Origin of the sequence: Arthrobacter sp. JUb119 (genome assembly GCF_024807995.1) — a bacterium.
Lineage (GTDB): Bacteria > Actinomycetota > Actinomycetes > Actinomycetales > Micrococcaceae > Glutamicibacter.
Window position 1 is genome coordinate 145005 of sequence record NZ_JANUFE010000003.1, and the last position, 15368, is coordinate 160372.

The window sequence follows — 15368 nt, forward strand, 5'->3', positions numbered from 1 at the left end:
TTAATAATCACGACGTTCTCCACTAATCTTGTCACCTATTGATTGCCTGCGCCTATTTGATGGCCAGTTATCACCGCTGCCCACGTCTTATGGCTGGGCGTGCAAGCGCGATACGAGGCCTTGCAAGGCGTGGTCCGCTGGCAGGAGGGCCAATGCACGGGCTCCGTCCAGCCCATTTCCCGGCGAATCCTGGACTTGCGCGGCAGGGACCAGCAGGTGCAGCTCCCGCACGAAGCTGCTTCTGGCGAATTCGCCGGCGAGCACTCCCCCGATGGCTGCGACCGGAATCGCTCCGGCCTGCTGTTCCAGCCTCGCGCGGCGCAATGCCGTTGCTGCGGAGCTGGCCAGTTCTGCACCGGCGAGCGCGCAGATCCGCGCCGCCATTTCATCGGTCGCGGCCAACTGGGCAACCGTCTGCGCAAAGGAGGCGACGATGGCCACCCTGTCCGGTATCGCTTGCAGGTCAATATACGCTTCGGAGAGATCGGGCCAGCGCTTCGCGAGTTCCCCGGTCAGCGCGGTGGCTGGCCCGCGGCCGTCAAAGCCGCGCATGGCCGCGTTCATTGCCTTCTGGCCAATCCAATAGCCGCTGCCGGCATCACCCATGATGTGGCCCCATCCATCAACTCGGGCCACCGAGCGGGGGCCTACCGCCAAGGTGACGACACCGGTACCGGCTGCAACGACAGCGCCGTGGCGTTCTCCCAGCGCTCCGAGATAGCTGGTCACCGAGTCGTGGGCCAGCGCAATATGGGAAATAGCGCTGGATCCGATGAGGTCGTAGAGCTGCCGTGCATCATGTTCGGCTTTCACCAGGCCTGTGGTGCCTACGCTCACGGTGCTGCACTCCCATCCGGCGGCAGCGGCAGCTTGGTTAATGGCGCGTGCCAGTTGGGGCAGGACTGGTTCATGGGTTTGCACACCGGGAAGCGCTAATTCTGCAGTTTTGCCATCCTGCTCGAATCTCAGCTTGATTCCGGTCTGCCCACCGTCTACTGCCAAAAGTCCAGATGCCATTTTTCCATTCCTCTTGCACTTTGTTTCCAGGATACTTTGCGCTCCCCGCATTGGCCGCAGAGCTGGCGGGGTTCGCCCTGCAATCCGCAGGTGCCGCGAACTGATCACCGGCACGGTCGAGTCAGCAGCTTCGCGGCCCAGAACTGCGGGCCCCGCGGTGTGGTTGCCTCTGGCAATGAATGGAAGAACGCAGGAACCCAATGGCAATCCACCTCTGCGGGATTCCAGCTGATTGGCAGCACCCTTCCGATAGGCCATGTCCTGGAAAGTTCAACGGCCGTTGGAGACTCGCATCCCGGTTGCTGGTGCACTCGCGACTCGTCGCACGCAATTGGCTGGAGAGGCTTGCTTGGGCGCAGATCGCGACCGAACAAGGTTATGAGGCATCTGGAAGCTTGGCCCAAACCGCAGCCCTGTACGGCACGAGCCGTGACGAATTCAAGGATTGCATCGCGCAGAGAGTTGAAGGAGGAGCAGAATGAACTTTCCCTCGAACGCGCAAAGGCCGTTGCAATCCCCGGGATCCAGGGATTGCAACGACCGCAAGAACGATGGTTGATTCTCGTTCAGCTATTGGGCTACCGCAGTTTCGATTTCCTTGAAGGCATTCTGCGCCGCGTCGCTTACGCTCTGGCGCTCGAAGAACACTTCCATTTCATAACGGTAGAGGACATCCTGAACCGCACTGAACCCCATTGGCGGGATTGGTTCCGTGCTCTGAAGTTCGGGTTTCAAGCTCGTCACGAATTCTGCAGAAGAAGCTTCAATTGAATCCAATTTGGAGACGACTTGTTCCCGCACTTCGGTGTTCGAAGGTAACCCGCGGTCCATCTGGTTCAGCGCGCCAGCTTCTTGCGAATTCACCATGAAGTCAACAAATCTCTTGACCTCTTCCGGGTGTTCGGTGCGAGCATACCCCGACATCATCATTGACGACTTGTGCCAAAGACCATTGTCCTCAGCCTTGCCGGTGTGGCTTGGCAGTCGCAGCGGAACCAAGTCCGAACCAACCGCTGTGGAAAGGCCTCCCAACTGGTTGCTCCACCACATGCCGAAGGCTGCCACTCCCGTGCCTGTCATAGAACGGTCTGGACCTGCATTCTGGTTTTCCGCCAGGACCGAGGCCTTTGGATAAGAACCGTTATCCATCAAGTCCTTGTGGTGCTGGAAGTACTTGGCCAGATCGTCAGGCGAGAATCCGAGTGATCCATCCGAGCTCGTCAGATTCTTCTTGTCTTGACGCAACCAGGTCTGCAACCCGGCCGGTTCGTTCGGGGCTTCGGCTCCATATTTGCCGTCGAGCTTCTGGCTCACCGTCTCGGTGATCGTCCGGTAGTCATCCCACGTCCAGGTCTTGTCATCTGGAACTTCCAGGCCAGCTTCGGCTAAGACTTTTGGATTTGCGGTCAATGTGAAGGAATTGATTCCGGTGGTAATGCCGACAAGGCCGGCATCGGTCGTACCGTTTTGAACGGCAACGTCTTCGAACTTGGAAACATCTACGCCTTCGAGGTCCAGCAATGCGCCGCGGTCCGCGTATTCGCGAAGGTACTTGTCGTCCATCTGGATAATGTCCGGAGCATCGTTGGAGGCAACCTGTGTTGCGAGCTTGTCCCAGTAGCCGCTCCAGTCGGAGTACTCGCCTTGGACATCGATGTCCGGGTTGGCCGCTTCGAAAGCCTCAATAATTTCATTGGTTGCCTGGGCCCGCGAATCCGAGCCCCACCATGAGAAACGAAGCTGGATCTTCCCGTCCTCACCGTCGGCAGCGCTGCTACCGCCACAGCCAGTGAGGGCCAGAGCGGCTACCGCCACAACTGCAACTGATTTGCTTAGCCGCAGACCGAATTTCCGTCCAGTTTTTCTCGTGCATACCTGCTGAGTCATGAAAATCTTCCTTGGGTGGGGTGGTGATGCGAGGCCATCCTGCAAGCAACACCTGGTTTTTCATTGTGGAAAGCGCTTGCCAAACAATCTAGGTGTGATTGCGGTCACTGGTCAAGGGGTTTCGGGAATCAAGTCAGTTAGTTTTCGCATGGCACGATTCCCAATGAACATCACTACTGGCCGTCAGCCAGCTGCGTGGACTCGCGCAGGACCGGCACACCGGAAACCACAATCTTCCGCAGTTCGCCGTGGTTCAGCGCCATCTCACCAGCCCATTTTCCGATTTCTTCCAGAGGAAGTCGAGCAGTGCTGACCGTGGGCGTAATGTCGATAAGGGTCGGGATGTCGTCGAATCCCACCACAGCGATATCTTCGGGAATACGCAAGCGGTTCTCGCGAATCGCCCGAATGGCACCCAGGGCCATGACATCCGAAACGCAGAACACGCACACCCGATGGACACCGCCTGCCGACTTCTGCCGCTTGAGGTAATCGCTCATTGCAACATAGGCCCCCTCGCGCGAGAAGGGGCCGCTGATAACTTCCTCTGCATCCAGGCCACTGCGCTTCAGCTTCTCCAGGAACCCGTTGGAACGGTCCCTTGATGTCAGCAGATTCGCTTCCCCGGCCAATACGACAAACCTGCGGTGGCCGGCACTGATCAACTCGGCCGCCAGGTGCTCGGCAGTTGCCTCGTTGTCGATTTGTATGCCGCCCATATCGGTCATGGGCTGGCCGATAATCATGACTTGGCCACCATTTTCCTGATAATTCTCGATCAGTTTCAGCAACTGCCCGTTCTCGCCCAAACTGCGCGATCCCGACAGGATGATAGCGTCCGTCCGTTGCGACATGAATGCCTGAACGGCTTCGATTTCCCGCTCGGGATCGTACTCCGTGCTGGCCAAAAGCAGCTGGACACCGCTATCACCAAGAGAGCGCTGCACTCCCCGGGCGATGGTAGAGAAGTAGGGGTCGGCTATGTCCCTGACCACCAAGCCGATCAGCTTCGTGGTGGATCTGGCAAGCGCTTGCGCTTGGGCATTGGGGAAGTAACCGAGCTTTTCAGCCGCAGCACGCACTTTATCCGAGATTTCCACAGCCGGCTTGCGTGCTGACCCATTGAGCACTCGCGAAGCGGTCGCCAGGGAAACCCCGGCTTCATTAGCCACATCAGTTAGTCGAACAGCCATCTGAAATCCTTATCATTCTCTGCAACCTGGCACAAGCTTATCTTTCGCGAACGTGATGGTTGACACTCCAATTACACCTCACTATCGTGGAAAGCGCATTCCCATTCTATTCCCTTACGCATTCCCCGTTTCGAGGAGACCCCAGTGACAGAAACAAAAGTTCTACGCATCGCCATGAACGGCATCACCGGCCGCATGGGATACCGCCAGCACTTGCTGCGTTCAATCCTTCCTATCCGAGACCAGGGAGGAATCACTCTCGGGGACGGTTCGAAGCTGACCGTTGAACCGATCCTCGTTGGACGTAACGAAGCGAAGCTGCGCGAACTTGCGCAGAAGCACCAGGTTGAGCACTACAGCACCGATCTTGACTCCCTGATTGATGACCCGAGTGTCGACATCATTTTCGACGCGTCCATGACTTCCTTGCGTTACGAAACGCTGTCGAAAGCCATCGGGGCAGGCAAGCATATCTTCACCGAGAAACCGACCGCTGAAACCCTCGAAGAGGCCGTGGATCTCGCCCGCCAGGCACAGGCCAAGGGAATTACCGCCGGCGTCGTGCACGACAAGCTCTACTTGCCGGGCCTGGTGAAGTTACGCCGTTTGGTCGACGAAGGCTTCTTCGGACGCATTCTCTCAATGCGCGGCGAGTTCGGCTACTGGGTATTCGAGGGAGACATCCAGGAAGCGCAGCGGCCTTCCTGGAACTACCGTCTTGCGGATGGCGGATCGATGACCACCGACATGTACTGCCACTGGAACTACGTCCTTGAAGGAATCATCGGCAAGGTCAAGTCCGTCACCTCGACCACGGCAACCCACATCCCTACCCGCTGGGACGAACGAGGCGAAGCCTACGAAGCCACCGCAGATGATGCGGCCTACGGCATCTTCGAACTCGAAACTCCTTCCGGCGATGCAGTAATTGCGCAGATCAACTCCTCGTGGGCAGTGCGCGTCTACCGCGATGAACTGGTGGAATTCCAGATCGACGGCACCCACGGTTCCGCCGTCGCGGGATTGAACAAGTGCGTTGCCCAGCAACGCGCCCACACTCCGAAGCCTGTTTGGAACCCCGATTTGCCAGTCACTGAGTCGTTCCGCGACCAGTGGATGGAAGTTCCCGCCAATGCCGACCTGGATAACGGCTTCAAGCTGCAGTGGGAAGATTTCTTGGCCGACATCGCAGCGGGACGCAAACACCAGTATGGCCTGCTTTCGGCCGCTCGCGGTGTCCAGCTGGCGGCTTTGGGATTGCAGTCAGCCGCCGAACGACGCACCCTCGATATCCCGGAGATCACGCTATGAGCTACGCATCCTTGCCCGAATTGACACTCATTGACGAAAACGGGCAGAACTTTTCCTATCGGTTGAAAGGCCCCGGCGAATTCCAGCGGCCGTCTGCCCCGCTTTCCTCGCGCAAGGCCTATGCCGCAGCCCATGTCATCCCCCTCATGGGAGCAGACAATACGCCTGGCGCACCGGCAAGCATCGATTGGGATGCGACGCTGGCCTACCGGCACGAGCTATGGTCCTACGGGCTGGGTGTCGCCGATGCGATGGATACGGCGCAGCGAGGCATGGGGCTGGACTACGCGGCTACCTGCGAGTTGATCAGGCGATCGGCGATCGAAGCGGCCGTGGTTCTCCAGAAGAACAGCTACCCGGCCTTGGCCGGGCTCACCGTCAGGGATATCCTCGCCTGCGGTGTCGGCACGGACCAGCTGTCGGCAGACACTGTCCAGCCGGGCCAGCTGGCTGAAGTCACCAACGCTTATTTGGAGATGCTGCGCCTTGTTGAAGATTCAGGTTCGAAGGCGATCTTGATGTGCTCCCGGGCCCTGGTCAAGGCAGCGCGCACCTCGCAGGATTATCTGGACGTGTATGCGACTTTGCTCGACGCTGCCAAGCAGCCAGTGATCCTGCATTGGCTTGGAGACATGTTCGATCCACAGTTGAGCGGCTACTGGGGAACACAGGATTTGGCAGAAGCCACCGGGGTTTTCCAGTCCATTCTGGAGCAGCACGCGTCGAAAATCGACGGCGTCAAAGTCTCTTTGCTCAATGCCGAGCATGAGAAGCAGCTTCGTGCCGCATTGCCAGCTGGAGTGCGCCTCTACACTGGAGACGATTTCAACTATCCCGAGCTGATTCACGGTGACGGGCAACTGCATTCCGATGCGTTGCTGGGAATTTTCGCCGCCATCTATCCCGCTGCGTCAACGGCCCTGCAGGCTTTCGATGCAGGCGACGCAGAACGCGGCCGGAAGATCCTGGACTCCACCAGAGAGCTGGGATTGCATATTTTCAGCGCCCCAACTTTCTACTACAAGACCGGGATTGCCTTTCTTTCGTGGCTCAATGGGCACCAAAGCGGTTTCCAGATGATCGGCGGGCTGCACGCCGGACGTTCACTGCCGCACTTGGTGCGCACATTCGTTCTCGCTGATGGCGCTGGCCTGTTGCAAAACCCTGATCTGGCTGCTGGGCGAATGGAACAGCTCCTGGCAATTTCTGGAATCAAAACTACAACTTCGTCCCTGACAGGTGTGTCATGACATTCGAACTATCGCTTAATACCGGCACTACCCCGAATCTCAGCCTCCACGAAGCCGCTGAAGCTGCAGCGCAGGCGGGCCTGAGCCATATTGGTCCGTGGCGGCATTTGCTTGCCGAGGCCGGTGGCGCTGGGCCAGCAGCCCAGATCATCGCTGGGGCAGGGCTCAAAGCCAGCACCTTGTGCCGTGGCGGCTTTCTCACTGCACCTTCTGCCGAAGCCCAAGCTGCCGCGCTGGCATCGAACCGGCAGGCCATCGAGGAAGCTGCCTTCATCGGCGCCAATGAATTGATCATGGTCGTGGGCGGCTTGCCGTCGGCCGCGCATATTCTGGGCGGCACCGGGGATCCAGCAGACAAGAACATTGTCGCGGCGCGTGATCGCGTCGCGCGCGGCTTGGAAGAGCTGGTTCCCATCGCCCTGGAACACGGCGTTCGGCTGGTGCTAGAACCGTTGCATCCAATGTATGCCGCCGACCGAGCGGTGCTTTCCACACTCGGACAGGCCCTGGACTTGGCCAGTCCTTATCCAACCAAGGCCGTGGGCGTTGTTGTTGACACCTTCCATGTGTTCTGGGATCCGCAGTTGCAGCAGCAGATCCAGCGGGCAGGCCTTGAGCATCGCCTGGCCAGCTACCAGATCTGTGATTTCAATCTGCCGATTGCCAGCAATGCACTGCAATCCAGAGGCATGATGGGCGACGGCCATATCGATTTCTCGGCGATTTCCCGATGGGTGTCACAGGCCGGATACCGAGGTCCAGTTGAAGTCGAGATCTTCAATGAGGAGATCAACCAGCAGGATTCCGCGCTGACCTTGGCAACCATGTCCCAGCGCTACGAAACTCTAGTACTGCCCCACCTTGAGCAAGCTGCGGGCGTTCAGCCGGCCAGCGCATTAAACTGATCTGAATTCGAATATCTCTGAAGGAACACGATGAATCAGCAAGCCACCGCAGCGGGATCTGCAACGACTAGTGCCCTGGCAGCGCCAACTGCTCCTGCGGTGGTGCTGATTGGTCTGAACGGATTCGGACGCCAGCATTTGGCAAATATCCATCGACTCGCAGCCGAGGAGAAAATCACGTTCCTTGCCGGCATCGATCCGGTCGATCCCGGGAAAGAGATTCGCGGCAAGGACACGCACGTGTTCGCCGACTTTGATGCTTTCCTCAGCTCCGGATTAACCCCGGACATCATCATTATTTCAACGCCGATCAGTACGCATGCCGACCTGGCGATGAGGGCCTTGCGTACAGGTGCAGATCTCTACCTCGAAAAACCGCCGACAGCGACCCTGGATCAGTATTCACGCCTGCTGCAAGCCGCGGCCGATGCTGGCGCCCACGTGCAGGTAGGGTTCCAGGCCCTTGGCTCGACAGCCTTGAAAACCATAGATGGGTTCTTCGCCGATAACGCGAAGAACTCTCCCATCGGGGCCCTTCGTGCGGTGGGTGCCAGTGGAAATTGGCTCCGCACCACGGGCTACTATGAACGTTCGCCTTGGGCAGGACATCGGAAACTCGACGGCGTCGAGATTGCCGACGGTGTAGTGACCAATCCCCTGGCCCACGCGGTCGCCAGCGCCTTGCACATCGCCGGAGCGCGCAAAGCCCAGGATGTCGCCCATCTGGCCACCGAGCTGTATCACGCCCACAGCATCGAAGCAGACGATACCTCCGTGGTGCGCGTGCAAACGAGCACCGGAATCCCCGTCATTGCCGCGCTGACCGTTTGCGCCAGTGAACAGCAGGATCCATGGATCACCATCTATGGCACCGAAGGCACCGCAACCTTGTACTACACCCGTGATGAGCTGCTGGTTCGACCCAACCCGGACTTGGGGCTTCCAGAATCTTCTGAAGTTTTCGGACGAGTCAACCTTCTCGAGAACCTCGTCGAGGTGCGCAACGGCAGCGAAACCGAACTCTTGAGCTCTTTGGCGTCGGCCGGTGCTTTCATGCGCGTTCTCGAGCAGATACGGACCTCGGATACTCCAACTCAGATCGCAGAAGTGCAGGTTATCCCTGCCGGGGATGGAGCAGATTTCCACCCAGTGATACCGAACATCGAACGATTCATCGACCGAGCGGTGGCGGCGCAGTCCAGTTTCTCTTCACTCGGAGCGCCTTGGGCCTTGCCAGCGAAAACCAGTGGCTCGTTGTCGCTGATCCATCCCGCAACGGGGAAGCAGCGCACCCTTGCGGAGTTGCGGACGGGAGAAGATATTTCCCGCACCAATTCACCGCGTCCCTTCTTGGATAACCTGAAGACCTTCAACGGAGTTGTGGTCAGTGAGCAGCAACCGCTTGACCACACCTGGCATCTAGGTGTCGGGGTTGCATTGCAAGATGTGAACGGGACCAATTTCTGGGGAGGGCGCACCTACACCCGCGACGCCTCACGCTACATATGGCGTGCGGACCATGGACATATCCGCACAGCGTCCAATGCGTTCGCCCGCAATGGCAGCGCTTTGGATTCGCAGCTTGAATGGGTCAGCCACGAACAGGAAATCCTGCTGGATGAGCACCGTTCGATTGAGCTCAATGCATTTGAGGACCACGAAAGCGCCATCACCGGCTGGAGCCTGGATTTCAGTTTCAGGCTCTCGGCGCGCGAACGCCAGGTGTCGCTTGGCTCTCCGGGTACCAACGGCCGTCACAACGGCGGCTACGGAGGTTTCTTCTGGCGTCTGCCTCCAATCGCTGATCCACAGATTTTTACCCCATCGGCTTCCGGGGAATCGCAAGTCCACGGTGTGCACAGTCCATGGCTCGCCTTCAGTGCTACATTCTCTTCGGACTCGGTGGGTTTGGCTGATCTTGCTGAAGGCCACGGGGATGCCACCATTATTTTCTGCAGTGAGCAAGATGACCCATGGTTTGTTCGCAGTTCTGGATATCCGGGTGTCGGCAGTTCGCTGGCCTGGTCTACACCGGTTGTGCTGGACCCTCAGGAAGCGATAACCCGCCAAGTTCGAGTACTCGTGGTTGATGGGAGGGTCCCGGTGCAGACCGTGGCCCTGCTAGCCCGAAAATACGGTTCAGGTTCCAAGGAAGGCTGATTGTGCCCACCACCGCCACTCATGAATACGCAAAGAAGCATGCCCAACTGGTCGAGCTCATCAGAAGCCGCGATGGGCAGTATCTGCTTCTCTCAACCCCCGCTTCGCTTGCCTGGCTCTTGGGCGGTGCCCGCACGCACGTATCTCTTGCGGCACCACCCATTGCCAGGGTTCTGGTTCATGCCCAGGGGTGCGAGCTTGCCACGTCCGTGAGCGAAGCTGCACGGATCCAGCGAGAAGAGCTCGGCAACGTGGAACAAGTTTCGGTGCATGTCACCGCCTGGTACCAGGATCTCGACAATGTCCGAGAATGGTTTCCAGCGGCGAGCGGACAAAAGATCCTCAGCGAGCGGGAAATCGAGTCCGATTTGCGAGCCCTTCGCTCAGCACTCAATGAAACTGAGATTAATAGGTATCGCGCTCTTTGCCGCGACACGGCTGCGCTCATGACCCAAGTGCTGTCGGCCGCCCGTAGCGATGATTCCGAGTTCGACGTGGCAGCCAAGCTGACAGCTGGAGCCGTCGTCCAAGGAGGCGAAGTGCTCGTTGCCTTGGTCAGCGGCGATTCACGTGCCGCAGCCCGGCACCCCCTGCCCACCGCGGCCCCGCTCGGAGGCAAAGCCATGGCAGTGCTGTGCGTAAGACGTCATGGGCTCATTGCCAACATCACCAGGTGGGTGCGATTCGGTGCGCCGACGCCTCAGGAACTCTCTGGAGAAGACGACATCCTGGCTGTCGAGGCAGATATCCTTGCGGCAATTCGCCCTGGCGGCGTTCTCGGTGAATTATTGCCCGTCATCCAGGAATCCTACCCGGAGCATGGTTTCGATGCCGGGGAATGGTCGTTGCATCATCAAGGCGGCATTGCCGGCTACAACGGACGAGATCCCCGGCTCACCCCAGGAGCAACTGATCTCTTCCAGTTGAACCAGGCTTTTGCGTTCAATCCCAGTGCAGCACGCGATGGTCTGGCGTTCAAAGTTGAGGACACCATGCTGCTGACCGAGTCCGGGGATTTTGAGGTTCTCACCTTCGATCCGCTCTGGCCCTCAAACCTGGTTAACGGTTTGCCACGGCCGGCAGTACTTCAACGCTAAGCGCACCCCTAAACAATTATTGGCTGGGAAATCCTTTTGAGGTTTCCCAGCCAATAATTTTATGTACCGATGCCTTTTATACGGTGGCCTTCAATTCCGAGCGCCAGCTGCGTTTCGGTTCCCAGCCAAGGACATCTCGCGCTTTCTGGATACTGAAGGCAGGGCTATCCGTGGTGAGTCCCGCTGCGACGTCCTCGAGCTCCGGATAAATCTCTGGGATCAGCTCTGCGAGCGGACGCGTTGCCATGGCATCCTTTGCACCAACGAAGAACACCGAGCCATTCTCTACGCGGTCAAACCGTTCAAGCAGTACCAGCAGGAAATCTGCCACGTCCCGCGCATCAACGTAATTGAATAGCGCAGGCGCTGACAAGCGAGGATCTTGTAGGCGCTCAGCAACAGTGTGTCCCTGCTGCGTTGGAGCGCCGGCCCACTCTTCCTCTGCGATCACATAGCAGGGCCTGAAGGAAGCGAACTTCACCGAACTTGCCGGTCCCATTTTCGCTGCGAACATGGCGGCAATCTGCTCGGCTACGAATTTGGAAAGCCCATAAGCATGCCATGGCTTGGGAACTTCGTTTTCATCAAGAGGCAGCTTCTCCGGCACCCATCCGCCCGGAGAACCATAGCCCATTATTGATGGGCTGGAGGCCAGCACGACCCTGGTAGCACCGGCCTCCACTGCCGCCGAGGTGACGTTATGGGCAATGGTCGCGTTCGTGTGCAGAAGCACCTCTTCCGGGGCCATGAAAGGAACAGCCATTGCCGCGAGGGACACCACCGCTTGCGGAGCAAGCTGCTCGAATAGCGCATGCGTAGCCTTCGCATCCATCAGATCGATGCAGTGATATTCCACGCCATCGAGAGGTTCTTCCGGAATCTGCCTGTCAAGAGAGATCACTTCATGCCCTGCGTGGGAAAACCCCGCGAGCACGGCACGGCCTAAACGCCCTGCTCCCCCGGTGATGACGACTTTTTCACCCATGGCTCCGTTTACACCTTGACCTTCGGTTGAAACGAAATGTCCACGCCCAGGCCAGCACTCCCGACGTCCACGAGCTGCCTGGTTTCCAGCGATTGATTTCCGCAAATCCCGACAGCAATGGCGCGCACACCGTCGATGAATCCGGCTTGCCGCGCATATCCATCCTCGTTGGCTCCGCGGAAGAGCTCTTCGAGCAGGAGCTTGTCGCCGCCACCATGCGATCCATTCGAGTTTTCGATCTGAATCTCCACTGCTTCTTCCCAATGCCGCTGCAAAAGCAATCTCTCGCCTTTCGACCTGGCATTGCCGCTCTGGCCATCATTGCTATATGAAGGATCCACCGGATGCCCGCCGGCCGCGGGCAGTACTGCTGCCCGTTCGACAACGTCCAGTTCCAGGCGTCCTTCCGTCCCGTTCACCGCAACCCGGTATCCTTCCCATGGGCTGTGCGCGTTCAGGGAATATGAAAGCACCGGTCCGTTTTGATACTCAGCAGTCAGGCTCAAATTGTCTTCGATGGTGATCTCGCCATTGAAGACTCCCTGGTCTCGGCGGTACCCATCAAAGTGTTCGTTCTCTAGATAGAGCTTTTCCAACCGCTCATCGCTGCGAAGATCCAAATCAAACGGATCCTTATCGCTTAGCCCGTGGGTACCGCGTTCGTTGGCTTGGCGGCCCCTGAACTCTGCGTTGTCGGGCCCGTAGAACTTCAGCCCTCCTGTTGCAAAGACCTTCTGCGGTGAATCGTCGAGCCACCAATTGACCAGATCGAAATGATGGCTGGACTTATGGATTAGCAAGCCGCCAGAGTTTTCCTTGAGTCGATGCCATCGGCGAAAGTAGTCTGCTCCGTGAACGGTATCCAGCATCCAGTTGAAGTCCACGGATGTGACTTGGCCGATTTTCCCATCGTCGATGGCCTTCTTCAGGGCTGTATTCCGAGGAGAATAACGGTAGTTAAACGTGACCACGATTTCATGGCCGCTTTCTTCCACCGCCCGAGCTATACGAGCGGTGCTCGGCGCATCAATTGTTAGTGGTTTCTCAACTATCACATCGGCGCCGGCATACAGAGCGGTGCAGATCAGCTCAGCATGCGTGTAGTCCGGGCTCGTGATGATTACCCGGTCAATGTGGCGTTCTCGAATGACTTTGGCCAAGTCTTGCGGGTCAAAGGACCCAACCTTCTCGCCGAAGGTCTGTTCAACTACGTCTTGGTAGTACTCGATTCGCCCCTGGTTGGTATCTGCCAATGCGACAAGTTCAGCGACGTCGCTATGTTCACCGAAGATAGCAGTCAGGTACATTTCGCATCGGTTCCCTGTGCCGATCAGTACGTAGCTGGTGCGTGATGAGCTTCCCATGCGGTTTCTCCTACGATAAGTTTCTGGCGCTTGTGTCTGGTATCGGTCGAGGCCACTGGCCTAGCGCTGTTGTCCTAGGCCAGTGGCATATTCCTGCTATTTGATACCAGTAGTTGCGATGCCCTTGACCAGGTATTTCTGCCCGAAGAGGAAGGCAAGGAATACAGGGACCAACGTGACGATCGACATTGCGAACAGTGCGCCCCAGTTGGATTCTCCGGTGGAGTCTATGAATGCGTTGAGCGCAACTTGCACGGTGTAATTACTCGGGTTGGTGAGGTAGATCAGTGAGGTAAAGAAGTCGCTCCAGGTCCAGATGAACGTGAAGATTGCCGTAGTTGCCAAGGCTGGAACCATAAGCGGCAGGATGATCTGCAGGAAGATCCGTGGATGGCCGGCGCCATCGATTCGGGCTGCTTCATCCATATCCTTAGGGATTCCTCGGATGAATTGGATCATCAGGAAGATGAAGAACCCGTCCGTGGCAAGCAGTTTCGGAACGATGATTGGCCAGAAGGTATTGACCCAGCCGATCTGAGAAAACATGATGTACTGCGGAACGATAATCACGTGGATCGGCAGCATGATGGTCATCAGCATCAGCGCGAACATAATCTTCTTGAACTTGAAGTCAAGCCTGGCAAATGCGTATGCCGCCATGGAGCAGGACACCAAGTTGCCAAGGATGCATCCCAAAACCAAAATCGCAGAGTTCATCAAGTACTTGCTGAAAGGTTCAGACAGCGCGTTCCAACCGCTGGGGTAGTTATTCCAGTCCACCTGGGAAATAACCAAACCGGCCTCGCGGAAGATCAGGTCGTTCGGGCGGAAGGAGCTAGCTACCATCCACAGCAATGGATAGATCATGACTCCGGCACCCAGGATCAGCAGCGCATGCTTTAGCAATGAGCGCATTGAAACCTTGAACTTCGGGCTCTTACCCTTTACGGTCTTGCCTCGTTCATCAGTACCGCCAACCGGCGGCTTTTTTCCGAGAAGTTCTTCCTCATCAAGCACGAGTTCTTGCGGTGACCCACCGCGTACTTGCGAATCTGGAAGTGAAGTTTGATTAGTCATCGTAAAACACCCAATACTTAGAAACGAAGAAGTTCACAGCGGTAAATGCACCAACTATGAGCACCAGGAGCCATGCCATGGCTGAGGCATAACCCATATCGAACTGTTTGAATCCTTGCTGGTACAGGTAGAGCGTGAAGAACATGGTGGAATCGGCAGGACCGCCCGATCCATTGGACACGATGAAAGCTTGAGTGAAGTTCTGGAAGGCCCCAATGATCTGCAGGACCAGGTTGAAGAAAATAATGGGGCTAATCATCGGCAACGTGATACTCAGGAACTGCCGCCATTTGCTCGCCCCATCAATGGAGGCTGCTTCGTAATACATCATGGGAACTTGACGCAGACCTGCAAGGAAGATCACCATCGGTGAGCCGAAGGTCCACACGTTGAGCAAGATCAGGCTTCCAAGTGACGTGTTTGGATCGGAGATCCATCCAATGCCTTGGATACCGACCAATTCCAAGAGCTGATTCACCAGGCCGGTGGTACCGAAAATCTGCTTCCACAGCACTGCGATTGCAACTGAGGAACCCAGCATGGAAGGCAGGTAGAAAATTGAGCGGTAAAAAGAGAGCCCGCGCATTCCCCGGTCAAGCAAGATTGCTACGGCGAGGGCCACTGCCAGCTGCAACGGAACACCGATCAAAACGTAGGTGAACGTGACCCGCAATGAATTATGCAGCCGCTGGTCGTCGAGCATCCGTTCAATGTTCTCAAACCCTGAAAAGGACGGAGCCTGCAAAAGGTTGTAGTCCGTAAACGCAAGATACAGCGACATGGCCATGGGCCCCAGGGTGATAAGGAATAACCCGATCGTCCACGGAATGAGGAAGATATGCGCTGCCTTGTTGTCCTTGGGAGGGACTTTGCGGCCATTGTTCTTGCTGAGGTTCTGCAGTTCGGCAATGGCGCTCATTGACCACTACCTCCTTTCGACGAAACGCGAAGGCAGCCCTTACGAATCGGGACCGACATGAGTGACTCCTTGCTAGAAGCGCTTGGTGAAGATGATTCGAAATCGACTTCAGGAATGCGCTTTCCAATCTCTATTCCTCAACGCTAAACTAAACACCAACGTGAGGTCAACCACACTGGCGAGATAGGTTTGAGGAATCGCCT

The 15368-nt window shown here is 57.3% G+C and carries 12 protein-coding genes; 5 read left to right on the forward strand and 7 right to left on the reverse strand.

Going from position 1 to position 15368, the window contains the following annotated elements; all coding sequences use genetic code 11:
- Nucleotides 1-87: 87 nt before the first annotated feature.
- From M2368_RS09700 to M2368_RS09710, 3 genes are all read right to left on the reverse strand, one after another.
- Nucleotides 88-1017: an N-acetylglucosamine kinase gene (locus tag M2368_RS09700; RefSeq protein ID WP_105656302.1), complete on the reverse strand. Its 930-nt coding sequence runs from the start codon at nt 1015-1017 to the stop codon at nt 88-90.
- Nucleotides 1018-1587: 570 nt separating this feature from the next.
- On the reverse strand, nt 1588-2904 hold the full coding sequence (locus M2368_RS09705) for an ABC transporter substrate-binding protein (RefSeq protein WP_105661977.1): 1317 nt from the start codon (nt 2902-2904) through the stop codon (nt 1588-1590).
- A 173-nt stretch (nt 2905-3077) separates the two neighbouring features.
- On the reverse strand, nt 3078-4097 hold the full coding sequence (locus tag M2368_RS09710; RefSeq protein WP_105656299.1) for a LacI family DNA-binding transcriptional regulator: 1020 nt from the start codon (nt 4095-4097) through the stop codon (nt 3078-3080).
- A 174-nt stretch (nt 4098-4271) separates the two neighbouring features.
- Here M2368_RS09710 and M2368_RS09715 point away from each other — a divergent pair, with 174 nt between their 5' ends.
- Genes M2368_RS09715 through M2368_RS09735 form a run of 5 tightly spaced genes read left to right on the forward strand, consistent with a single transcriptional unit; the run spans nt 4272 to nt 10820 of the window.
- Entirely contained in the window at nt 4272-5408 is a 1137-nt protein-coding gene (locus M2368_RS09715) for a Gfo/Idh/MocA family protein (RefSeq protein ID WP_133834173.1), read from the forward strand.
- 11 nt (nt 5409-5419) lie between these two features.
- On the forward strand, nt 5420-6658 hold the full coding sequence (locus M2368_RS09720) for a dihydrodipicolinate synthase family protein (protein ID WP_402696964.1): 1239 nt from the start codon (nt 5420-5422) through the stop codon (nt 6656-6658).
- A complete protein-coding gene (locus M2368_RS09725; RefSeq protein ID WP_498724402.1) occupies nt 6655-7563 on the forward strand; it encodes a sugar phosphate isomerase/epimerase family protein in 909 nt (302 codons plus the stop codon). Before M2368_RS09720 ends, M2368_RS09725 begins: the two co-directional genes overlap by 4 nt.
- A gap of 30 nt (nt 7564-7593) precedes the next feature.
- Nucleotides 7594-9723, forward strand: coding sequence for a DUF6807 family protein (locus tag M2368_RS09730; RefSeq protein WP_105656295.1), 2130 nt, complete (start codon nt 7594-7596; stop codon nt 9721-9723).
- 2 nt (nt 9724-9725) lie between these two features.
- Nucleotides 9726-10820 (forward strand): M24 family metallopeptidase, encoded by a 1095-nt coding sequence (locus tag M2368_RS09735; protein WP_105656294.1) that lies wholly within the window; start codon nt 9726-9728, stop codon nt 10818-10820.
- Nucleotides 10821-10896: 76 nt separating this feature from the next.
- Here the strand turns inward: M2368_RS09735 and M2368_RS09740 are convergent, their stop codons facing one another.
- From M2368_RS09740 to M2368_RS09755, 4 genes are all read right to left on the reverse strand, one after another.
- Nucleotides 10897-11805: an NAD-dependent epimerase/dehydratase family protein gene (locus M2368_RS09740; protein WP_105656293.1), complete on the reverse strand. Its 909-nt coding sequence runs from the start codon at nt 11803-11805 to the stop codon at nt 10897-10899.
- 8 nt (nt 11806-11813) lie between these two features.
- Complete coding sequence (locus tag M2368_RS09745) at nt 11814-13169, reverse strand: Gfo/Idh/MocA family protein (RefSeq protein WP_105656292.1); 1356 nt, start codon at nt 13167-13169, stop codon at nt 11814-11816.
- A gap of 96 nt (nt 13170-13265) precedes the next feature.
- Nucleotides 13266-14186, reverse strand: a complete 921-nt coding sequence (locus M2368_RS09750) for a carbohydrate ABC transporter permease (protein WP_402741618.1) — start codon at nt 14184-14186, stop codon at nt 13266-13268.
- Between the two features lie 52 nt (nt 14187-14238).
- Nucleotides 14239-15165, reverse strand: a complete 927-nt coding sequence (locus tag M2368_RS09755; RefSeq protein ID WP_105656291.1) for a carbohydrate ABC transporter permease — start codon at nt 15163-15165, stop codon at nt 14239-14241.
- Nucleotides 15166-15368 lie beyond the last annotated feature (203 nt).

Excerpts from the sequence above, each read along its gene's own strand:
- M2368_RS09755 (WP_105656291.1), bottom strand. The coding sequence starts at position 15,165 with ATGAGCGCCATTGCCGAACTGCAGAACCTCAGCAAGAACAATGGCCGC.
- M2368_RS09740 (WP_105656293.1), bottom strand. The coding sequence starts at position 11,805 with ATGGGTGAAAAAGTCGTCATCACCGGGGGAGCAGGGCGTTTAGGCCGT.
- M2368_RS09705 (WP_105661977.1), bottom strand. The coding sequence starts at position 2,904 with ATGACTCAGCAGGTATGCACGAGAAAAACTGGACGGAAATTCGGTCTG.
- M2368_RS09730 (WP_105656295.1), top strand. The coding sequence starts at position 7,594 with ATGAATCAGCAAGCCACCGCAGCGGGATCTGCAACGACTAGTGCCCTG.
- M2368_RS09715 (WP_133834173.1), top strand. The coding sequence starts at position 4,272 with ATGAACGGCATCACCGGCCGCATGGGATACCGCCAGCACTTGCTGCGT.
- M2368_RS09710 (WP_105656299.1), bottom strand. The coding sequence starts at position 4,097 with ATGGCTGTTCGACTAACTGATGTGGCTAATGAAGCCGGGGTTTCCCTG.
- M2368_RS09700 (WP_105656302.1), bottom strand. The coding sequence starts at position 1,017 with ATGGCATCTGGACTTTTGGCAGTAGACGGTGGGCAGACCGGAATCAAG.
- M2368_RS09745 (WP_105656292.1), bottom strand. The coding sequence starts at position 13,169 with ATGGGAAGCTCATCACGCACCAGCTACGTACTGATCGGCACAGGGAAC.
- M2368_RS09725 (WP_498724402.1), top strand. The coding sequence starts at position 6,655 with ATGACATTCGAACTATCGCTTAATACCGGCACTACCCCGAATCTCAGC.